The organism is Streptomyces sp. NPDC027185, assembly GCF_055567035.1.
In genome coordinates this window covers 267,675-287,872 of sequence record NZ_JBVHRF010000008.1, presented here as the reverse complement: position 1 = coordinate 287,872, position 20,198 = coordinate 267,675, and the positions used below count along the sequence as shown (strand labels likewise).

Genomic DNA, 20,198 nt, shown 5'->3' with positions numbered 1-20,198 from the left:
CGAAGATGACCGCCACGCCTCTCACCGGTCCGCGGGCGAGCGCGCCCGGCGGCGAGCTGATCGCCACGCTGCCCGGCGCCGCCTACACCGACCCCGCCGTCTTCCGCCGCGAACAGGAGCGGATCTTCGAACGGCGGTGGTTCTGCGCGGTCCGCGCCACCGATCTCGCCGGGCCCGGCGCCTTCCGTACCGTCCAGGTCGGCCGGGAGAGCGTGCTGCTCGTCCGCGACCGGCACGGCGAGGCCCGCGCCCACCTCAACATCTGCCGCCACCGCGGCGCCCGCCTGTGCACCGAGGAGAGCGGCACCGTCCGCCGCACCCTGCAATGCCCTTACCACGCCTGGACGTACGGCCTCGACGGCCGCCTGACCGCCGCCCCCAATCTCGGGCAGATGCCCGGCATCGACCGCACCGAACGCGGACTGATCCCCGTCCACCTGCGGGAATGGCTCGGCTACCTCTGGGTGTGCCTCGCCGACGCGCCCCCGTCCTTCGAGGACACCGTCATCGCCGCGGCCACCGAACGCCTCGGCGACGCCACCGCCCTCGACCGCTACGGCACCGCCCACCTCGCCCTCGGCCGCCGGATCACCTACGACGTCCGCGCCAACTGGAAACTCGTCGTCGAGAACTTCATGGAGTGCTACCACTGCGCCACCATCCACCCCGAACTCACCGACGTACTCCCGGAGTTCGCCGACGGACTCGCCGCCCAGTACCACGTCGGCCACGGCGCGGCCTTCGCCGAGACGGCCGAGGGATTCACCGTCGACGGCACCGGCGGCTTCGGCCGGCTGCCCGGCATCGACGACACCCAGGACCGCCGCTACTACGCGCTCACCCTGCGCCCGCAGGTCTTCGTCAACCTCGTCCCGGACCACGTCATCGTCCACCGGATGTTCCCGTCCGCCGCCGACCGCACCACCGTCGAGTGCGACTGGCTCTACCGGCCCGAGGTCCTGGCGTCCGGCGCCGACCTCACCCCGTCGGTCGAGCTGTTCCACCGCGTCAACACCCAGGACTTCGCCGCCTGCGAACGCACCCAGCCCGCCATGGACTCCCGCGCCTACCGCGACGGCGGCGTCCTCGTCCCCAGCGAACACCACATCGGTGCCTTCCACCGCTGGGTCACCGACGCCCTCGCGGACGACCCCTCCTGACCTGCGGCGGCGGGCGGCACACCGACCGGTGCGGCGGGGCGGTCCGCGCCGGGGGGGCGGGCCCCGGCTCCGTTTGCGGAGCACCCGGGGCCGCGCTTGAGTGAGGAGAACCCCCCACGCACCAGGAGCAGACATGTCGATGCCGTTCGGTTCCGCTTTCGGCGCGTCCGACCCGTTCAGTGAGCTGCTGAACCGGTTCTTCGGAATGTCCCCGGCGTCCTCGCCGCCCGCCGTCCAGCGGGTCCCCATCGGGCGGCTGCTGACCGACTCCTCCCAGGAACTGATCAACCTGGCCGCGGGCCGGGCGGCCGAGGACGGCACCTCCGACCTCGACACCGAACACCTGCTGTGGGCCGCCACCAAGGTCGAACCGGCCCGCACCCTCCTCGCCCGCGCCGGAGTCGACCCGGACGGCCTCGGCGACAAGATCGCCGCCGTACTGCCCCGCGAATCCGGCGAACCCTCCGCCGAACCGGGCCTGACCCCCGCCGCCAAACGCACTCTGACCAGCGCCTACGACCGCTCCCAGGCCGCGGGCGTCTCCTACATCGGCCCCGAGCACATCCTCGGCGCGCTCCTCGACACCTCCGGGCCCGGCGCCGGATCCGGCGCCACCCGGCTGCTGCGCGCCGAGGACCTCGACGTCGACAAGGTGCGGCGGCAGGCCGAGGAGGCGGCCCGCGCCGAGGGCACCCCCGCCGCCGCCAAACCCCCTGCCACCACCCTCGACGAGTACGGCCGCGACCTCACCGAGGAGGCGAAGGCGGGCAAGCTCGACCCCGTCGTCGGACGGGCGGACGAGATCGAGCAGACCGTCGAGATCCTCTCCCGGCGCTCGAAGAACAACCCGGTCCTCATCGGCGAACCCGGCGTCGGCAAGACCGCCATCGTCGAGGGGCTCGCCCAGCGCATCGTGGCCGGTGAGGTCCCGCAGACCCTCAAGGACAAGCGGGTCGTCGCCCTCGACCTGTCCGGCATGGTCGCGGGGGCGCAGTACCGGGGCCAGTTCGAGGAGCGGCTGAAGAAGGTCATCGAGGACGTCCAGCAGGCCGAGGGCGAGATCATCCTCTTCATCGACGAACTCCACACCGTCGTCGGCGCGGGCGCCGCCGGTGAAGGCGCCATGGACGCCGGCAACATGCTCAAACCCGCACTGGCCCGCGGCGAACTCCACGTCGTCGGCGCCACCACCATCGACGAGTACCGCAAACACATCGAGAAGGACGCCGCCCTGGAGCGCCGTTTCCAGCCGGTGATGATCCCCGAACCGACCGTCGAGGAGACCGTGCAGATCCTGGAGGGGCTGCGCGACTCCTACGAGGCGCACCACCAGGTCCGGTTCGCCGACGGCGCGCTGACCGCGGCCGCCGAACTCTCCGACCGCTACGTCTCCGACCGCTTCCTGCCCGACAAGGCCATCGACCTGATGGACCAGGCGGGCGCCCGGGTACGGCTGCGCAGCGCCGGACGCTCCACCGAGGTCGTCAGCCGCGAGGACCGCCTCGCCAAACTGCGGCGCGAGAAGGACCAGGCGGTCGCCGCCGAGGACTTCGCCAAGGCGTCCGCCCTGAAGGAGCAGATCGCCGAGGCGGAGGGCGAACTCGCCGGTATCGAGGAGCGCCGCGAGGGCGTCGTCTCCGTCACCGCCGACGACATCGCCGACGTCGTCTCCCGCCGCACCGGCATCCCCGTCGCCCAGCTCACCGCCGGGGAGAAGGAGAAGCTGCTCAAGCTGGAGGACGCGATGCACGAGCGGATCGTCGGCCAGAGCGAGGCCGTCACCGCCGTCTCCGAGGCGGTCCGCCGCAACCGCTCCGGTATGGGCGACCCCAACCGGCCGGTCGGCTCCTTCCTCTTCCTCGGCCCCACCGGCGTCGGCAAGACCGAACTCGCCAAAACCCTCGCCGAACTCCTCTTCGGCGACGAGGACCGCATGATCCGCTTCGACATGAGCGAGTTCCAGGAGAAGCACACCGTCGCCCGGCTCGTCGGGGCGCCCCCCGGCTACGTCGGCTACGAGGAGGCCGGTCAGCTCACCGACCGGGTGCGCCGCCGCCCGTACTGCGTGCTCCTCTTCGACGAGGTGGAGAAGGCCCACCCGGACATCTTCAACACCCTGCTGCAGATCCTCGACGACGGCCGCCTCACCGACGCGCAGGGCCGCACCGTCAGCTTCCGCCACTGCGTCGTCATCATGACGTCCAACATCGGCGCCCAGCGGATCATCGCGCACGAGGGTGACGTCTCGGAGCTGAAGGACGAGCTGATGGAGGACCTGCGGGCGCGCTTCCTGCCGGAGTTCCTCAACCGGATCGACGACATCATCCTCTTCCACAGCCTCACCGAGGACGATCTGACCCGGATCGTCGACCACCTCCTCGACCGCAGCCAGCGCCGTGTCCACGCCCAGGACATGACGTTGGAGGTCACCGAGGCGGCGAAGAAACTGCTGGTCGCCCACGGCTACCAGCCGGAGTTCGGCGCCCGTCCGCTGCGCCGCACCATCCAGACCGAGCTGGACAACCGGATCGCCTCGCTGCTCCTGGCCGACGAGGCAGGGCCCGGCGACACCATCGTCGCCGACGTGGGCGAGGACGACTCCCTGCACTGCACCGTCCGCAAGGGCGCCGAGGCCGGGGAGCGGGCGGCGGCGTAGAGCGGACGGCCCCGCGGGCGTGCCCGCCACCTGGCGCGGGCCCGGCCGCGTGCCGCTTCCGGCGCGACGTCGCAGGTCAGAAGGGGCACGGCCGATCCCGGGGTTTCGCCGACGGCGAACGGAGCGCGGAATTCCGGTACCGGCGGCCGGGTTGTCCAAGAGCACCCGCCCACCACCGGAAACCGGAGAGATGCACCAGCCGCCTCGCCCGCCCGACCCCCGCACCCCCTCATGAGCCCGACCGGTGACGACGGCCGCGCCGGCCGCCCGCGCGGCCGGCGGCAGACCGCGGCCGGAGTGCTGCGGGTACTCTCCCCGCGCGGCTCCCTCACCCTGCACCCGGTGGACGGCGCGTTCACCTTCGCGCTGCGCGCCGCCCTCGCCATGGCGCTGCCCGCACTGGCCCTCGCCGCCACCGGCCGTACCGAACAGGCCGTCTACGCCATGCTCGGCGGCTTCACCACCACCTTCGGCCGCAACCTGCCCTACCGGCGGCGCGCCCCCGCCCTGGCGCTGGTCGCCCTCGCCATGACGGCGTGCGTCGGCGGCGGCTCCGCGCTCGCCGCCTGGGCCCGGCCCGGTGACTCCGGGGCCGGCGCCGCCGTGGTGGTCGCCGCGACGGCGCTGGTCGCGGGCGCCGCCAAGTACGCCTGCGACGCGGCCCGGCTCGGCGGCCTCGGCGCCGTCCTGCTGCTCTTCGCGTTCGCCGCCGCGGCCAACGGCACCGCCGGCCCCGCCGACGTCCTGGCGCACACCGCGCTGGCCGCCGCGGGCGCCGCCCTCTCCTGGGCACTGGCCATGGCGGGCCGCTTCGTCCACCCCGACCGCCCGCAGCGCCTCGCGGTGGCCGCCGCGCTCCGCGCCCTCGCCGACCTGTGGGACGCCCCCGGGCCGGACCACGACGGGCGGCGGCGCCACCGCGCGACCGCCGCCGTGCTCCGCGCCCACCACTCCCTCGGTCTGCTGCCGCGGTCGGCGGGCGGGGAGCGCCACGGCGGGGTCTGCGTCCACCTCACCGATCTGTCCTGGTCGCTGCTGATCAGCTCCGCGCGCCGGCCGCCGGAGGACCCCACGCTGCTCGCCCGCCACCTGCGCCGCCAGGCCCGCGTCCTCGCCGACCGGCGGCGCCGGGTACCGCGGCTGCTGCCCGGACCGGCCTCCTGGTCCGCCCCGGCCACGGCGGGCGGCCCCGGGGCGGGCACCGCGCCGCCGGGCGCCGAACTCCGCGCCGCCGAACTCCGCGCCGCCGAACTGGTCGCGGGCCGCCACCCCGGCGGCCCCGGCCACCGTTCCGTGCTGCTCGTCCCGGCGCTGCGGATGACCCTCGGCACCGGTCTGGCGGGCGGCGCGGCCCTGGCGCTGGGCCTCGGGCACGGCTACTGGGCCGCGGTGTCCGCCGCCGCCGTGCTGCACTCGATCAACGTCCGGACGGCGACGCAGCGCGCCGTGCAGCGGACCCTGGGCACGGCCGCCGGACTGGTCCTCGCCCTGGCGCTGCTCGCCCTCCACCCGGGCGCCGGCGCGCTGGTCGCGGTGATCGTGGTGCTGGAATTCCTGCTGGAGTACGTCGTGGCGCGCAACTACGGCCTCGGCGTGGTCTTCCTGACCCCGCTGGCGCTGCTGATGACCGATCTGACCGCACCGGAGTCCGCCGGCACGCTCGTCGCCGACCGGGCCCTCGCCAGCGTCCTGGGCATCGCCGTCGGACTGCTCTGCGGTCTGCTGGTCGTCCACGACCGCGCCGTGCTGCGGGCGCGGCGGGCGCTGACCGCGTGCAACGCCGCCGCCGCGGACGCCGAGCGGGTGCTCGCCGGCGGCCGGACGGCGGCGTTCGCGGACGTCCAGGCGCGGCTGGCGGTGACCGTCGTCGAACTGCGGGAGGCGGACGACGCCGCGGCGGGCGAGATATGGCGGGCGGAGGTGGACCCCGCCGAACTCGTCGCCGCCGAGACCCGCGCCCATCTGCTGCTGGAGCGCTTCACCCGGGTCTGAGCCGGTACCCGGGTGGGCACCGGCTCCCGGGTGAGGCGCGGGCCCCTCACGCCGCCGGTGCGATGGTCACCTTCAGATGCTTCATCAGCGGCTGATCGCTCTGGACGCTGTAGTCGCAGACCGCGATCAGTACGTTCATCTCGGGCATGTACCCGGCCGCGCAGCCCCGGGGCAGGGCGTACGGGACGGCGAGGTAGCCGTTCAGGGAACGGGTGGTGCCGTCCTTCGCGGTCGCGGTGATGTCCACCGGGTCGAACTCCGCGATCCCGCGTTCGCGCATGTCGTCGTCGTTCATGAAGACCAGCGTGCGCAGGTTGCGGATGCCGCGGTAGCGGTCGTTGTCGGAGTACAGGGTGGTGTTCCACTGGTCGTGGGAGCGCATCGTGCCCAGCGCCAGCGTCCCGGGCGCGGGGACCACGTCCGGCAGCGGGGCGGTGGAGAACTCCGCCGCCCCGGACGGGGTACGGAACACCAGCTCCCGCGCGGGCTGTTTGATCCGGAAGCCCAGCGGCAGCCGCACCCGCCGGTTGAAGTCCTCGAAACCGTCCAGGACCTGCGCCATCGTGTCGCGGATCCGGTCGTAGTCCTCCACGTACCACTCCCAGGGCGTGGCGCTGTCCGGCAGTGCGGCGCGGGCCAGCCCGGCGATGATCGCGGGCTCCGACAGCAGGTGCGGCGAGGCCGGGCGCTTCATGCCGACGGAGAGGTGGACCATGCTCATCGAGTCCTCGACCGAGGTGGACTGCACCCCGCCGCGCTGCCGGTCCTTCTCGGTCCGGCCCAGGCACGGCAGGATCAGCGCCTGCCTGCCGTGGACGAGATGGCTGCGGTTGAGCTTGGTGCTGACCTGCACGGTCAGCGCGCACGTGCGCAGCGCCGCGAAGGTGTACGGGGTGTCCGGCGCGGCGAGGGCGAAATTGCCGCCCATGCCGACGAAGACCTCCACCTCGCCGCGGTGCATCGCCTCGATGGTGGCGACGGTGTCCAGTCCGTGCTCCCGCGGCGGTTCGATACCGCAGATCTCGGCGAGCCGGTCGAGGAACGCGTCGTCGGGCCGGTGGTCGATCCCGCAGGTCCGGTTGCCCTGCACGTTGCTGTGGCCGCGGACGGGGGAGGGACCCGCGCCCTCGCGGCCCAGGTTGCCGCGGAGCAGCAGCAGGTTGACGATCTCCCGGACGGTGTCGACGCCGTGCTCGTGCTGGCTGACGCCCAGGCACCAGCTGATGATCGACCGGTCGGCGTCACCGTAGATCCGCGCCGCCTTGAGGATGTCGCCGCGGGAGAGCCCCGACTGCCGCTCGATCTCCTCCCAGGGCGTGGCCTCGCACAGCTCCCGGTACGCCGCGAAGCCGGTGGTGTGCCGGTCGATGAACTCCTGGTCGAGCGCCTTGGGGTCGGTCCGCGCCTGTTCCAGGACGGCTTTGGCCATACCGCGCAGCAGCGCCATGTCGCCGCCGATGCGCACCTGGAGGTTGAGGGTGCTGGTCCGCGTCGCCTTGAACAGCGCCATGTCGGTGAAGTCGTGCGGCACGATCGTACGGGTGGCGGCGGCCTCGACCATCGGGTTGATGTGCACGATCTGCGCGCCCCGGTCGTACGCCTCGGCGAGTGCGGTGAGCATCCGGGGCGCGTTGGAGGCGGCGTTGACGCCCATGATGAAGAGCGCGTCGGTGGCCTCCCAGTCCTTGAGGTCGACGGTGCCCTTGCCGGTGCCCAGGGACGCCGTCAGGGCGCGGCCGCTCGCCTCGTGGCACATGTTGGAGCAGTCCGGCAGGTTGTTGGTGCCCAGCTCCCGCGCCATCAGCTGGTAGAGGAAGGTCGCCTCGTTGCCGAGCCGCCCGGAGGTGTAGAACGACGCCCGGCCGGGACCGTCGAGTCCGCGCACCACCCGGCCGAACAGCGCGAACGCGTCCTTCCAGCTGATCGGTACGTAATGGTCGGTGTCCGGGTCGTAGACCATCGGCTCGGTCAGCCGGCCCTGGTCCTCCAGGGCGAAGTCGCTCCAGGAGGAGAGTTCGGTGACCGTGTGCGCGGCGAAGAACTCCCGGCCCACGCGTTTGCGGGTCATCTCCCACGTGACGTGTTTGATGCCGTTCTCGCAGATGTCGAGGTGCAGGCCCTTGGTGTCGTCCGGCCAGGCGCACCCGGGGCAGTCGAAGCCGCTCCTCTCGTGGTTCATCCGCATGATCGCGCGCGGTCCGTCCACCCACTGCTTCTCCCGGGCCAGGACCCGGGTCACGCTCTTCGCCGCGCCCCATCCGGCGGCGGGGTGGTGGTAGGGCCGGAAGGACGGCTCGCCCTCGGGGTCGGGCCCCACCTGGTGCGTCGGCTGTTCCGGCTCCTCGAAGGTGCTCACCGTGTCGACCTTTTCCCTCGTCCGGGGGCGGCCCGCAGCGGGCCCTTGCGGTCAGGCTAGGGCGGGGGAGCGGGCGGGGCGAGGCGGGGCGGGCGACGGCGCGCGGGTTTGCCCGGGGCGGCGTACGGCACCGGCGCGCCGCCGCCCCGCCGGTGCCGCGTGGCCCGGCGCGGACACCTCGGGGGACGGCGGTCGCGGCGCGGCGCCCGACTGCGTGCGGTGGCGGCCGCGGATACGCTGAGCCCGTTCCATGCTTTTTGCCGTTCTTGAAGGCTTTTGGTCCGATCCGGGGGTTCGCCCCGGCCCCGCCCGTACGCCCGCCGGGAGCTCCATGGTCACCTCACAGTCCGTCGTCCGGCTGCCCGCCCGCGCCGCCGTCTTCCTCGTGGCCACCATCGGCCCCGGCGGTGAGAGCGCCGTCCGCGACGCCCTCCAGGATCTGTCGGGGCTGGTCCGCTCGGTCGGCTTCCGGGGCGCCGAAGCCGGTCTGACCTGCGTCGCCGGGATCGGCTCCGCCGCCTGGGACCGGCTCTTCACCGGCCCGCGCCCGCGCGAGCTGCACCCCTTCCAGCCCCTGCACGGCCCCCGCCACCGCGCCCCGGCCACCCCCGGCGACCTCCTCTTCCACCTCCGGGCCTCCCGCCCCGACCTCTGCTTCGAACTGGCCCGGCTGCTCACCGACCGCCTCGGCTCCGCCGTCACCGTCGTCGACGAGGTCCACGGCTTCCGCTACTTCGAGACCCGCGATCTCCTCGGCTTCGTCGACGGCAGCGAGAACCCCACCGACACCGCCGCCGACGACGCCGTGTACATCGGCGACGAGGACCCGGAGTTCCGCGGCGGCAGCTATGTGATCGTGCAGAAATACCTCCACGACATGGCCGCCTGGCAGGCACTCACCGTCGACGAACAGGAGCGCGTCATCGGCCGCGGCAAGATGGACAACGTCGAGATGCCCGACGACGTCAAACCCGCCGACTCGCACGTCGCGCTCAACACGATCACCGACGCCGACGGCACCGAACGGAAGATCGTCCGGGAGAACATGGCATTCGGCCGGGTCGGACAGGGCGAGTTCGGCACCTACTTCATCGGCTACGCCCGCACCCCCGAGGTGACCGAGCGGATGCTGCGGAACATGTTCCTCGGCGACCCGCCGGGCACCACCGACCGCATCCTCGACTTCTCCACCGCCGTGACCGGCGGCCTCTTCCACGTCCCCACCGCCGACTTCCTCGACGACCTGCCCGACCCGCCGACCGGCGCCGCCGCCCCGGGCGGCTCCCTGCACATCGGCAGCCTGAAAGGAACCTGAGCGCCATGACCGACCCCACGACGCCCCACGGCACGGACAACCTGCACCGTGAACTCGCCCCCATCACCCCGCAGGCGTGGGCGGAGATCGAGGAGGAGGCCCGCCGCACCTTCCGCCGCCACGTCGCCGGGCGCCGCGTCGTCGACGTCCCCGACGCCGCCGGACCGGAACTCGCCGCCGTCGGCACCGGCCACACCACCGGCGTCGAACCGCCCGCCCGCGGCGTCACCGCCCGGCTGCGCGAGGCCCGGCCCCTGGTCGAACTGCGCAGCGCCTTCACCGTCACCCGCGCCGCCGTCGACGACGTCGAACGCGGTGCGCAGGACTCCGACTGGCAGCCGGTCAAGGACGCCGCCCGCGCCCTGGCCCTCGCCGAAGACCACGCGGTCTTCGACGGCTACCCGGCGGCCGGCATCGACGGACTGCGCGCCCGCAGCTCCAACCCGGTGCTGCGGCTGCCCGCCGAGGCGCGCGACTACCCCGACGCGGTCAGCGGGGCGCTGACCGCGCTGCGGCTGGCCGGTGTCGACGGCCCGTACGCGCTGCTGCTCGGCGCCGACGCGTACACCGCGGTCAGCGAGACCTCCGACCACGGCTACCCGATCGCCGCGCACCTCGCCCGGATCCTGGACGGCAAGCCGATCTGGGCACCCGCGGTCAAGGGCGCGTTCGTCCTCTCCACCCGGGGCGGCGACTTCACCCTCCGGCTCGGCCAGGACGTCGCGATCGGCTACACCGCGCACGACGCGCACGGCATCGAGCTGTACCTCCAGGAGACGCTGACGTTCTTGGCGTACACCGACGAAGCGGTGGTCGTCCTGGAGGGGCCGGAGGGCTCCTGACGGGGCCCTCCGGCGCCGCTCCCCGTCGCGTCCCGGTCCCGGCCCGACCGCGCCCGACACCCTCCGACCGGCGGTTTGTATCCTCGGCAGGGCAAGACGAGCCATCCGGCAACATCGCGGTCGAGAGGAAACACCATGACCACCGAGCTGAGCGACGCCACCCTCAGCGAGCTCCTTGAGCAGGCACGGAGTGACTACAAGGACCTCGCCGGCCGCGGGCTCGCCCTCAACCTCACCCGCGGCAAGCCGGCCCCCGAGCAGCTCGACCTCTCCGAGGACCTGCTCAGCCTGCCCGGCGGACGGCACACGGCCGCCGACGGCACCGACGTCCGCAACTACGGCGGGCTCCAGGGCCTCGTGGAGCTGCGGGAGATCTTCTCCGACGTGCTCCAGGTCCCCGTACCGCAGCTCCTCGCGGCCGGTAACTCCAGCCTGGAGCTGATGCACGACTGCCTGGTGCACGCCCTGCTGAGCGTGCTGCCCGGCGCCGAGTCCCGCTGGGTCGACCAGGAGCGCATCGCCTTCCTGTGCCCGGTCCCCGGCTACGACCGTCACTTCGCGCTCTGCGAGCGGTTCGGCATCGACATGATCCAGGTGCCGATGACCGCCGACGGCCCCGACATGGACACCGTCGAGCGCCTCGTCGCCGAGGACCCGGCCGTCAAGGGCATCTGGTGCGTCCCGAAGTACAGCAACCCCGACGGCATCGTCTACAGCGACGAGACCGTCCGCCGCCTCGCCGCGATGCCCACCGCCGCCCCCGACTTCCGCATCTTCTGGGACAACGCCTACGCGGCCCACCACCTCACCGACGAGCAGGTGGAGATCGCCGACCTGCTCGCCGCCTGCGAGGCGAGCGGCCACGCCGACCGGGCCTTCGTCTTCGGCTCCACCTCGAAGATCACCGCCGCCGGCGCCGGTGTCGCCTTCTTCGGCTCCTCGCCCGCCAACGTCTCCTGGCTGCTCGCCAACAACAGCAAGCGCTCGATCGGCCCGGACAAGATCAACCAGCTCCGCCATGTGCTGTTCCTGCGCGACGCGGACGGCGTCCGCGCCCACATGGAGCGCCAGCGCGCCGTGCTGGCGCCCAAGTTCGCCGCGGTGGCCCGCATCCTCGACGCCGAGCTGGGCGCCACCGGCCTCGCCGAGTGGACCGCGCCCAAGGGCGGCTACTTCGTCACCCTCACCGTCCCCGACGGCTGCGCCAAGGAGGTCGTCCGCCGCGCCGGTGAGGCCGGCATCGTCCTGACCCCGGCCGGCGCCACCCACCCGTACGGCGACGACCCGCGCGACGCCGTCATCCGCATCGCCCCCAGCTACCCCGGCCTCGCCGAACTGGAGGCCGCCATCCACGGCCTCGCCGTCTGCGTCCGCCTGGTCGGCTACGAGCAGCGCGCCGCCGCGCAGGGCTGACACCCCGCAGAGCTGACGCCCCACGGGGTGTGACACGGGCCGGGCCCGCCGCGAGCAGAAGGCGGCGGGCCCGGCCCGTACCCGTCTCACCCGCCCAGCTGGCCCCGTGCGTACGCCGCCTGCCCCGCGTGCTGGAGGCCGTCGCTGATCACGCTGATCAGCCGGACGGCGAGGGTGACGGGCGGGTCCCAGGACCGGTCGATCACCCGGGTCAGGTCCTTGACCTGGAGATCCTCGACGAAGCGGACGGTCACCGCGTGCACCGCGTCGTGGTAGCCCAGCAGCTGACGTGACGTCAGGTCGCGGACCTTCGCCACCTCCCGCCGGGAGTGGCCGTACCCGGTGTCCGACGCGGGCAGCGCCAGCCCGAAGCGGTGCGCCCAGTCCTGCGCCGTCCACACCTGCTCGGTGCCGGCGGCGTCGGCGATGTGGTCGTCCTGCACCCGGGTGAGGTGCCACACCAGCCAGGCGATCGGATTGGCGCCACCACCGGGCGACGTCGCCAACTCCTCCGGCCTCAGCCCGCCGACCACCTCCTCGACGGTCTCCCGGATCCGCCCGAAGGCGTCGACGAGCAGTTCCGTTCCGGCGCTCATACGCGGCTCCTGGAGGGGAAGGCGGGGCCGGACGCACGGCCCCGCGTGACGGGCCCGTTCCATGATGCGCGGGCCGTGTCCGGGCCACCACCGGGGGAACGCCACCACCCGGTCGCGCACGCTGTGTGCCCCTCGGGTTACCACATGTGGCGGGGCCCGGCGCGCGCCCATAGCTTCGCCTCATGGTGAAACGACAACTGACAACCACCGGATGTCTGGTGACGATGCTGGTCACCGGCGTGGCCGCCGCCCCGCCCGGTCAGGCCGACCCCTCGCACACCGTCCGTCCGGGTGAGTCGATCCAGAAAGCCGTGGACGCCGCGCAGCCCGGCGACACCATCCACCTCGCCCCCGGCACGTACCGGGAGTCCGTCCGTATCGACAAGCCGCTGACGCTGCGCGGCGCGGGGGAGCGCACCGTGCTGCGGCCCGCCGCCACCCGTGCGGCGGACGACTGCGGCAAGGACGGCAACGGCATCTGCGTACTGGGCACCCCCGGCCACCGCGTCGCGGACGTCGCGCTGCGCTCCCTGACCGTCGAGGGCTTCCGCAAGAGCGGCGTCTGGGCGTCGGGGACCGACCGGCTCAGCGTCCGCGACGTCACCGCCCGCGACATGGGGCAGTGGGGCATCGCCCAGCAGGAGTCCGTCCGGTCCTCGCTGCGCGGCAACACCGCCACCGGCAACGGCGACGCCGGGATCTTCGTCGCCAACACCGTCGACGAGGAGGGCGGTGCCCTCGACACCGAGGGCACCGACATCCGCGGCAACACCGTCACCGGCAACCGCATCGGCATCACCGCCCGCCGCGTCCGCCACCTCGACATCGCCCTCAACACCGTCACCGGCAACTGCAGCGGCGTCTTCGTCGTGGGCGACGAGTCCCGCCCCCGCGGCGGCGCCCTGACCGTCCGCGACAACAACGTCTCCGAGAACACCAGGAAGTGCGCCGCCACCAAACGCCTGCCCGCCCTCCAGGGCGCCGGCATCGTCCTCACCGGTGCCGAGGACACCGAGGTCACCCGCAACCTGGTACGGAACAACGCCGGCGACTCCCCGCTGGCCGGCGGCATCGTCCTCTTCCGCAGCTTCGTCGGCGTCCGCAACGAACGCAACGACATCAGCGGCAACATCCTGAGCGGCAACGAGCCCGACCTCGCCAACCGCGACACCGCGACCAGCAACCACTTCACCCGCAACGCCTGCCGCACCTCGCAGCCCGCGGGGCTGTGCTGATCCCCGCCCGCCCCACCAGGAGAGACGAGACCCCATGACCACCGTCAGCCCCCCACCCCAACCCCCCGCCCAGCAGCCGCCCGCACCCCCGGCGGCCATGCAGCTCCGGGAGATCATCTTCGGCGCCGCGCCCGCCGCCGCCGTCCGCGCCGCAGCCCGGCTCGGCGTCGCCGACGCACTGGGGGAGGACCCCGCCACCGCCGAGACGCTCGCCGCCGCCGTCGGCACCGAACCCCGGCCCCTCGCCCGGCTGCTGCGCGCCCTGACCTGCTACGGCATCTTCACCGAGACCGACGAGGGCACCTTCGCGCACACCGACATGTCCCGGCTGCTGCGCGACGACACCCCGCAGAGCCTGCGCCACATCTCCCTGTGGTGCACCGAACCGTGGACCTGGCAGGCATGGCCGCTGCTGGACGAGGCCGTCCGCTCCGGCCGCGACGTCTTCGACACCCTCTACGGCAAGGACTTCTTCACCTACCTGCACCAGGACGCCCGCGACTCCGCCCAGATCTTCGACCGGGCGATGACCACCTCCAGCCGGCAGTCCGCCCAGGACGTCGCGGACCTCCTCGACCTCTCCGGCGCCGCCACCGTCGCCGACATCGGCGGCGGCCAGGGCCACGTCCTCGCCGCCCTCCTGGAGAAACACCCGCACCTCAAGGGCACCCTCGTCGACCTCCCGGCGGTCGTCGCCGGCGCCGACGCGCGGCTGCGCGACGGCGGGGCGCTCGCCGACCGGGCCACCGTCGTACCCGGCGACTGCCGCACCGCCCTCCCCGTCCGCGCCGACGTCTACCTCATCAAGAACATCCTGGAGTGGGACGACGAGTCCACCCGCCGCACCCTGCGCAACGTCATGGACGCCGCCGCGCCCGGCGCCCGCGTCGTCATCATCGAAAACCTCGTCGACGACAGCCCGTCCATGAAGTTCACCACCGCCATGGACCTGCTGCTCCTGCTCAACGTCGGCGGCGCCAAGCACACCAAGGACAGCCTGGTGCAGCGGATGACCGAGGCCGGACTCGTCCTCCACGACATCCTGGAGGTCAACCCGTACCTGCACGCCTTCGACTGCACCGTCCCGCACTGACGCAACCCGCGCCACCGCGACAACGGGCCGCCCGCCGGGGAACTTCCCCGGCGGGCGGCCCGTTGCGGTGGCGGCGGTCAGTTCGGACCCGTGCTCTCCCACCGGTAGAACTGATGGGCCATCGCGTCCTTCGGCCCGCGCCACGTCTGCGGGTCGTACGGGCTGACGAACGACGACAGCCGGTCGCTGATGGCGCGGAACTCCGGGTGCGAGGTCACCTTCGCGATCTCCGGACCGGGCGGCCGTTCCGACTCGATGAGGTGCAGATACACATCGCCGAACTGGAACAGCGTCCGCCGGGTGACGCCGACCAGCCGCGGCAGCTCCGTCCGGTCGGACGCGGCGAACACATCCGCGATCTTCGGCGCCGACTCCGGAGCCATCCGGGCGACGATCAGTGCGTGGTGCATCGGTCAGGTACCTTTCCCGCCGCCTCGGGGCGGCGCGTGCGAACGCGGGCCCGCGGCCCGTCAGTTGGCGGGGACGGAGGCGCCGCGCAGCTCCCGGGCGCGCTGCTCGATCTTGTCGCGGATCAGCTCCAGCTGGATCCGCGAGTTGCGGTTGATGTGGTCGGTCATGCCCTGGTCGTCGACGGGCGCCTGCGGCTTCATCGCGAAGTCCTGCGTCCAGTGCATCGTCGTGCCGGTCTTGTTCGGCGTGTACGTCCAGTGGATGTCCATGTGCGCGAACGGACCGGTCTCGACGCGGCGCGCGCGCACGCTCAGCGCCTCGCGGTCACAGGTGCGCTCCGACACCCAGCTCCAGACCTTGCCGGAGTCGTCCGGGTGCATCGTCAGCCGGAACGTCGTGGTGTCGCCCTCCCGCGAGAGGATCTCGACCGACGCGTACTCGCTGAAGAGCTGCGGCCAGTTCTCCAGGTCGTTGGTCATCTCCCAGACCAGGTCGAGCGGGGCGGCGATGGTGATGGCGTTCTCGGTGTGGCCGGGCATGTCAGGCTCCTGTCGGGGATGCGGTGTTGACGAGGTCGAGGAAGTCACGCGGGGAACGGCAGCGCTCGGCGTCCTCCGGCATCGGGTGCGCGAAGCGGTTCTCCAGCTCACCGACGATGCCGAGCAGGCCGAGCGAGTCGAGACCCAGCTCGGCGAAGGGCACGTCGGGGCGGGTCGCCATCTCCTTCGGGTCGACGGTCACGCCGGCCGCCGACTTCATCAGCGCGGCGAGTTCGTCGAAGGTCAGTCGTTCGGTCATGGCAGTTCTCCTTCTCATCAGAGGGCGTCGCCGGCCCGCCGCAGCACCAGCGCCGCGTTCGAACCCATCAGCCCCCGGCTCAGCACGAGCGCGGTGCGCAGCTCGGCGGGGCGCGCCCGGCCGGTCACCACGTCCAGGTCGTGGCAGACGTCCACGACGTTCGGCGTCGGCGGCACCACCTGGTGTTCCAGGGAGAGCACCGCCGCCGCCGTGTCCAGGAGCGGGGCGCCGCAGTACGCCCGCCCCGTCCCGGTCTTCGGCGCGGTCACCGGGACCCGCACCGCGTGCCCGCCGAGCGTGTCGGCGAGCGCCAGCGCCTCGGCGCGGTCGGCCGCCGGCACGCCCAGCGCGTCGGCGAAGACCACGTCGATCTCCTCCGGGGCGCACTCCGCCTCCGCCAGCGCGACCTCGATGGCCCGCGCCAGACCGGCCCGGGACTCCGCCCACCGGGACGCGCCGGTGAACGTCGCCCCGTGCCCCGCCACCGTCGCGCGCACCGCCGCCCCCCGCTCCCGTGCCGTCCGCTCCTCCTCGACGACGAGCATCGCGCCGCCCTCGGCGGGCACGAACCCGCAGGCCCAGGAGGTGAACGGCCGGTAGGCGCGCTCCGGGTCGGGCACCAGGCTGAGGTCCTCGTACCCGAGCTGGCAGACGATCGAGTACGGCGCCAGCGGCGCCTCCGCGGCGCCCACCACCACGGCGTCGGTGCCGCGCGCGAGGGTGCGGGCGGCGTGCGCCAGCGCGTCCAGACCACCGGCCTCATCGCTCGCGACCACCCCGCACGGCCCCTTGAAGCCGCCGCGGATGGAGACCTGACCGGTGCTCGCCGCGTAGAACCACGCGATCGACTGGTACGGCCCGACATGGCGCGGGCCCTGGCCCCACAGGTGCTGCAGCTCCCGCTGGCCGAACTCGCCGCCGCCGGAGCCCGCGGCGGTCACCACGCCCACCGCGTACGGCGAACGGCGCTCGTCGGGCACCAGCCCGGCGTCCTCCAGGGCGAGGTCCGCCGCCGCCATCGCGAAGTGCGTGAAGCGGTCCGTCTGGACCAGGAACCGCTCCTCCACCAGCCCGCCGGGGTCGAAGTCGCGGACCTCGCCCGCCACCTTCAGCGGCAACTGCCCGCAGCCCTCCCGGGTGACGCGGTCCAGCACGCTGACGCCTTCCCGGGTCGCCTTCCAGAACGGTTCGGTGCCGGTGCCGTTCGGGGCCACCACACCGATGCCGGTGACGGCGCAGCGGCGTCGCTCACCTGCGCTCATGACACTCTCCCTCCCGGGTCGGTGAGGACCACGGCGGACTGGAAGCCGCCGAACCCGCTGCCGACCGACAGCACGGACCGCAGCCGGGCCTCCCGGGCCGTGCGCGGGACGTAGTCCAGATCGCACTCCGGGTCCGGCGTCTCGTAATTGGCGGTGGGCGGCACCACCTGATGGGCCAGCGCCAGCACCGACGCGACGATCTCTATCGCGCCGATCGCGCCCAGCGAGTGCCCCACCATCGACTTGATGGAACTCATCGGCACCTTGCGGGCGTGCGCCCCCAGGGACCGTTTGACCGCGGCGGTCTCGTGCCGGTCGTTCTGCTTGGTGCCCGACCCGTGCGCGTTGACGTAGTCGACCGCCGTGGCGTCGAGCCGGGCGTGGTCGAGGGCGTGGTTGATCGCCTCGGCCATCTCCAGGCCCTCCTGCGTCAGCCCCGTCATGTGGTACGCGTTCCCGAAGGTCGCGTAGCCGCCGATGACGCAGTGCACGGTGGCGCCGCGGGCCCGCGCCCGCTCCAGCTCCTCCAGGACGAGGACGGCGCCGCCCTCACCCATCACGAAGCCGTCGCGGTGCGCGTCGAACGGCCGGGAGGCGTGCTCGGGGTCGTCGTTGTTGGGCGACGTGGCCTTGATCGCGTCGAAGCACGCCACCGTGATCGGGGAGATGGGGGAGTCCGACGCGCCCGCGACGCACACATCGGCCCGGCCCTCCTCGATCGTGTGGAACGCGTACCCGATCGCGTCGAGACCGGAGGTGCAGCCCGTCGACACGGTCTGCACCGGCCCGCGGGCGCCCACCTCCTCGGCCACCGCGGACGCCAGCGAACTGGGTGCGAACGCCCGCTCCAGGTACCGCCCGGACGGCCGGTGGTCGACGTCCCAGCGGGAGCCGGCCGCGCTGACCGCCACGTAGTCGCTCTCCAGCCGGGTGGTGCCGCCGACCGCGGTGCCCAGGGACACCCCGACCCGCCACGGGTCCTGCGCCGCCATGTCCAGACCGGCGTCACGCAGTGCCTCGGCGGCCGCGACCAGCGCGAACTGCACGTACCGGTCCGAGCGGGCGATCTGCTCACCGCTCAGCCCGTGCGCCACCGGGTCGAAGTCGCACTCGGCGGCGATGCGGGACCGGAACCCCGTCGCGTCGAAGAGCGAGATGGCCCGGGTCGCCGTGCGCCCGGCGGACAGCAGGTCCCAGAAGGCGGGGACACCCACACCGCCCGGCGCCACGATCCCCATACCGGTGACCGCGACCCGGCGGCTCATGAAACCACCTCCGTTCGTTCCGGTGGGCCCGCCTGGGCTGCGGCTTCGGTGACCTCGGTGTCGACGTGACCCAGCTCCGGACGCGGCGCCAGCGGCCCCAGATGGAACACCATCCGCGCCTGGACGTCCCCGACGTTGCGGAAGCGGTGCCGCACCCCGAGCGGGATCAGCAGCGCCTGGTCCGGCACCAGCGGGTACGTCTCGTCGTCCAGATCGACCTCCAGGGCGCCGTCCACCACGTAGACGAACTCCTCGGAGTAGGGGTGGTAGTGCTCGCCGATGCGCTCGCCCGGCTCGATGAGCGCCATGCCCATGAAGCCGCTCGTGGCGCCGACCGCGCTGGGCGTCAGCATCGCGCGCAGGTCACCTCCGCGCCGGCGGTTGGGCTGCGTCTCGCCGAGGTCCACGATGCGTGGGCGGTGCGTGCTCATGACTTTCTTCCTCCAGATGTGCGGGATGGTGGGGAGCGGCCCGGCCGTCGCGCGGCCGGGCGGCGTACCGGGCGCGGTCAGGGCCGCGGGGACCGGCGGTCGGTGAGAAGCCGCATGTCGCAGCGGGTCAGGAAGCGGGCCAGCGCCCGGTCGTCGGAGAGGTCGCCCGCCGCGCCGGTGTCCAGCAGCCGCCGCAGCACCTCGGTCTTGCGGGGGCCGCGGACGCCGAGCACCGCCGCCGGATCACGCTCCGGGGGAGCGGTGAGATCGACGAGGCGGACGACGATGTCGTCGCGCTGGAAGACGGTGCTGGCGGCGACGGGGCTCGCCGGGTCGTCGGCCGCCGCCTCGTCCTGCTGCGCCAGCAGCCGCGCCAGCGCCATCCCGCAGCCCTCCCGGGCCGGGTAGCACAGCGCGTGGCGGGAGACGTCGGCGGGCGTCGCCGTACCGGCCGCCACATGGTGCACCGCGGGCAGCGCGGCACGGGTGAAGAACATCCGCGCGGAGTTCGGGTCCGACAGGTCCCGGTCCTGCTCCAGATACGGGTTGATCTCCTCCTCGACCCGCCGGATCTCCGGCTGCTGGGCGATGTACCGCAACGCGGCGACCAGGTCGCCCTGCACCTCGACGGCGCGCACCACCCGGTTGCCCTGCAGGAAGAGAGTGGTGCGCAGCAGTCGGGTGGTGTCGTCGACCCGCGCCTCGGGCGAGGTGTAACCGGACAGGATCTCCGCGACCTTCGGTTCACTGCCCGGCTTGACGGTGAACGTCAGGGCGTGCCGGACGATGCCGTCGCCGACGCGGGGGGAGGCGGGGAAGTTGCCCTTCACGGGCTCGGGGGTGGAGTCCGCGCCGTGGGCGGTCTCCCGCATGACGCTGAACCGCAGCGAACGGGTGTCACGGACACAGCCGTGCAGCGGCTGCACCATGTCGACGTGCTCCTCGCTGTTGACCCAGGCGAGGAACGGCGGGGCGCTCTCCCATTCGCTGGTGATCAGCCACTGCGAGGGGTTCTCGATGGACTGGCACAGCTGGTCGGAGAGGTGACCGGGGACGGAGGCGACCTGGTTGCAGAGGTGTTCGTACGCTTCGAGGAAGCGCTGCTGGGCGCCGTCGTGAAGGTCCAGGAGCAGGACGACCCGCAGGCGCGAGCCGTCGAAGGCGGACTGAGATATTCGTTCCGACAGCATGGTCATCGCTACGCAACTCCTTGCGGCAGATCGTGTGAGGGGCCGTCAGGCCCGGTGCGCCGGGGCGTCGTGCCCAGCGGTCGCCGACGGCCCCGCACCTGGGGCGGCCGTCTTGTCGATCGTGGACGGCTCCCACGGGGTCCGCGAGATCTGTGACCCATGCGGGTGAAGCATGATCGAATC

The 20,198-nt window shown here is 73.0% G+C and carries 17 protein-coding genes; 8 read left to right on the top strand and 9 right to left on the bottom strand.

All coding sequences use genetic code 11. The features are described 5' to 3' along the window. The first annotated feature begins 5 nt into the window (after positions 1–5). The 3 genes from ACZ4M8_RS25580 to ACZ4M8_RS25570 all read left to right on the top strand — a co-directional run bounded on the left by ACZ4M8_RS25580 (position 6) and on the right by ACZ4M8_RS25570 (position 5,808). Positions 6–1,160, top strand: coding sequence for an aromatic ring-hydroxylating oxygenase subunit alpha (locus ACZ4M8_RS25580; RefSeq protein WP_467611096.1), 1,155 nt, complete (start codon positions 6–8; stop codon positions 1,158–1,160). A 133-nt stretch (positions 1,161–1,293) separates the two neighbouring features. Beyond that, complete coding sequence (locus ACZ4M8_RS25575; protein ID WP_467611094.1) at positions 1,294–3,816, top strand: ATP-dependent Clp protease ATP-binding subunit; 2,523 nt, start codon at positions 1,294–1,296, stop codon at positions 3,814–3,816. A 231-nt stretch (positions 3,817–4,047) separates the two neighbouring features. Continuing rightward, positions 4,048–5,808 (top strand): FUSC family protein, encoded by a 1,761-nt coding sequence (locus tag ACZ4M8_RS25570; RefSeq protein WP_467611092.1) that lies wholly within the window; start codon positions 4,048–4,050, stop codon positions 5,806–5,808. Between the two features lie 46 nt (positions 5,809–5,854). Here ACZ4M8_RS25570 and ACZ4M8_RS25565 read toward each other — a convergent pair whose 3' ends face one another. After that, positions 5,855–8,164, bottom strand: a complete 2,310-nt coding sequence (locus ACZ4M8_RS25565; RefSeq protein ID WP_467611090.1) for an FdhF/YdeP family oxidoreductase — start codon at positions 8,162–8,164, stop codon at positions 5,855–5,857. A gap of 331 nt (positions 8,165–8,495) precedes the next feature. Here ACZ4M8_RS25565 and ACZ4M8_RS25560 point away from each other — a divergent pair, with 331 nt between their 5' ends. The 3 genes from ACZ4M8_RS25560 (at position 8,496) to ACZ4M8_RS25550 (ending at position 11,734) form a co-directional block, all read left to right on the top strand. Beyond that, positions 8,496–9,479, top strand: coding sequence for a Dyp-type peroxidase (locus ACZ4M8_RS25560; protein ID WP_467611088.1), 984 nt, complete (start codon positions 8,496–8,498; stop codon positions 9,477–9,479). Between the two features lie 5 nt (positions 9,480–9,484). After that, a complete protein-coding gene (locus ACZ4M8_RS25555; protein ID WP_467611086.1) occupies positions 9,485–10,321 on the top strand; it encodes a family 1 encapsulin nanocompartment shell protein in 837 nt (278 codons plus the stop codon). Positions 10,322–10,456: 135 nt separating this feature from the next. Beyond that, entirely contained in the window at positions 10,457–11,734 is a 1,278-nt protein-coding gene (locus ACZ4M8_RS25550) for an aspartate aminotransferase type Ic (RefSeq protein WP_467611084.1), read from the top strand. 86 nt (positions 11,735–11,820) lie between these two features. Here the strand turns inward: ACZ4M8_RS25550 and ACZ4M8_RS25545 are convergent, their stop codons facing one another. After that, positions 11,821–12,330 carry a mycothiol transferase gene (locus ACZ4M8_RS25545; protein ID WP_467611082.1) on the bottom strand — a complete coding sequence of 170 codons (510 nt, stop codon included), beginning with the start codon at positions 12,328–12,330 and terminating at the stop codon, positions 11,821–11,823. Between the two features lie 182 nt (positions 12,331–12,512). On the opposite strand from ACZ4M8_RS25545, the gene ACZ4M8_RS25540 reads away from it, so the two are divergent. Together ACZ4M8_RS25540 and ACZ4M8_RS25535 are read left to right on the top strand one after the other, a co-directional pair. Next, the gene (locus tag ACZ4M8_RS25540) at positions 12,513–13,565 is read left to right on the top strand and encodes a right-handed parallel beta-helix repeat-containing protein (RefSeq protein ID WP_467611080.1); all 1,053 of its coding nucleotides are present in this window, start codon (positions 12,513–12,515) and stop codon (positions 13,563–13,565) included. A gap of 34 nt (positions 13,566–13,599) precedes the next feature. Continuing rightward, positions 13,600–14,658: a methyltransferase gene (locus tag ACZ4M8_RS25535; protein ID WP_467611078.1), complete on the top strand. Its 1,059-nt coding sequence runs from the start codon at positions 13,600–13,602 to the stop codon at positions 14,656–14,658. A gap of 77 nt (positions 14,659–14,735) precedes the next feature. Here the strand turns inward: ACZ4M8_RS25535 and ACZ4M8_RS25530 are convergent, their stop codons facing one another. The 7 genes from ACZ4M8_RS25530 to ACZ4M8_RS25500 all read right to left on the bottom strand — a co-directional run bounded on the left by ACZ4M8_RS25530 (position 14,736) and on the right by ACZ4M8_RS25500 (position 20,021). Beyond that, a complete protein-coding gene (locus tag ACZ4M8_RS25530; RefSeq protein ID WP_467611076.1) occupies positions 14,736–15,068 on the bottom strand; it encodes a TcmI family type II polyketide cyclase in 333 nt (110 codons plus the stop codon). 60 nt (positions 15,069–15,128) lie between these two features. Then, on the bottom strand, positions 15,129–15,608 hold the full coding sequence (locus ACZ4M8_RS25525; protein WP_467611074.1) for an SRPBCC family protein: 480 nt from the start codon (positions 15,606–15,608) through the stop codon (positions 15,129–15,131). A gap of 1 nt (position 15,609) precedes the next feature. Beyond that, entirely contained in the window at positions 15,610–15,867 is a 258-nt protein-coding gene (locus ACZ4M8_RS25520; RefSeq protein ID WP_467611072.1) for a phosphopantetheine-binding protein, read from the bottom strand. A 17-nt stretch (positions 15,868–15,884) separates the two neighbouring features. Further along, entirely contained in the window at positions 15,885–17,129 is a 1,245-nt protein-coding gene (locus ACZ4M8_RS25515; RefSeq protein ID WP_467611070.1) for a ketosynthase chain-length factor, read from the bottom strand. Next, a complete protein-coding gene (locus ACZ4M8_RS25510) occupies positions 17,126–18,394 on the bottom strand; it encodes a beta-ketoacyl-[acyl-carrier-protein] synthase family protein (protein ID WP_467611068.1) in 1,269 nt (422 codons plus the stop codon). Before ACZ4M8_RS25510 ends, ACZ4M8_RS25515 begins: the two co-directional genes overlap by 4 nt. Further along, on the bottom strand, positions 18,391–18,825 hold the full coding sequence (locus ACZ4M8_RS25505) for a cupin domain-containing protein (protein WP_399095237.1): 435 nt from the start codon (positions 18,823–18,825) through the stop codon (positions 18,391–18,393). Before ACZ4M8_RS25505 ends, ACZ4M8_RS25510 begins: the two co-directional genes overlap by 4 nt. 77 nt (positions 18,826–18,902) lie before the next feature. Beyond that, positions 18,903–20,021, bottom strand: a complete 1,119-nt coding sequence (locus ACZ4M8_RS25500) for a SchA/CurD-like domain-containing protein (protein WP_467611066.1) — start codon at positions 20,019–20,021, stop codon at positions 18,903–18,905. Positions 20,022–20,198: the final 177 nt, after the last annotated feature.

Bases quoted from the DNA above. Each gene is read 5' to 3' on its own strand.
- ACZ4M8_RS25550 (WP_467611084.1), top strand. From the start codon at position 10,457: ATGACCACCGAGCTGAGCGACGCCACCCTCAGCGAGCTCCTTGAGCAG.
- ACZ4M8_RS25530 (WP_467611076.1), bottom strand. From the start codon at position 15,068: ATGCACCACGCACTGATCGTCGCCCGGATGGCTCCGGAGTCGGCGCCG.
- ACZ4M8_RS25555 (WP_467611086.1), top strand. From the start codon at position 9,485: ATGACCGACCCCACGACGCCCCACGGCACGGACAACCTGCACCGTGAA.
- ACZ4M8_RS25515 (WP_467611070.1), bottom strand. From the start codon at position 17,129: ATGAGCGCAGGTGAGCGACGCCGCTGCGCCGTCACCGGCATCGGTGTG.
- ACZ4M8_RS25560 (WP_467611088.1), top strand. From the start codon at position 8,496: ATGGTCACCTCACAGTCCGTCGTCCGGCTGCCCGCCCGCGCCGCCGTC.
- ACZ4M8_RS25535 (WP_467611078.1), top strand. From the start codon at position 13,600: ATGACCACCGTCAGCCCCCCACCCCAACCCCCCGCCCAGCAGCCGCCC.
- ACZ4M8_RS25505 (WP_399095237.1), bottom strand. From the start codon at position 18,825: ATGAGCACGCACCGCCCACGCATCGTGGACCTCGGCGAGACGCAGCCC.
- ACZ4M8_RS25540 (WP_467611080.1), top strand. From the start codon at position 12,513: ATGGTGAAACGACAACTGACAACCACCGGATGTCTGGTGACGATGCTG.
- ACZ4M8_RS25580 (WP_467611096.1), top strand. From the start codon at position 6: ATGACCGCCACGCCTCTCACCGGTCCGCGGGCGAGCGCGCCCGGCGGC.
- ACZ4M8_RS25500 (WP_467611066.1), bottom strand. From the start codon at position 20,021: ATGACCATGCTGTCGGAACGAATATCTCAGTCCGCCTTCGACGGCTCG.
- ACZ4M8_RS25525 (WP_467611074.1), bottom strand. From the start codon at position 15,608: ATGCCCGGCCACACCGAGAACGCCATCACCATCGCCGCCCCGCTCGAC.
- ACZ4M8_RS25510 (WP_467611068.1), bottom strand. From the start codon at position 18,394: ATGAGCCGCCGGGTCGCGGTCACCGGTATGGGGATCGTGGCGCCGGGC.
- ACZ4M8_RS25570 (WP_467611092.1), top strand. From the start codon at position 4,048: ATGAGCCCGACCGGTGACGACGGCCGCGCCGGCCGCCCGCGCGGCCGG.
- ACZ4M8_RS25545 (WP_467611082.1), bottom strand. From the start codon at position 12,330: ATGAGCGCCGGAACGGAACTGCTCGTCGACGCCTTCGGGCGGATCCGG.
- ACZ4M8_RS25575 (WP_467611094.1), top strand. From the start codon at position 1,294: ATGTCGATGCCGTTCGGTTCCGCTTTCGGCGCGTCCGACCCGTTCAGT.
- ACZ4M8_RS25520 (WP_467611072.1), bottom strand. From the start codon at position 15,867: ATGACCGAACGACTGACCTTCGACGAACTCGCCGCGCTGATGAAGTCG.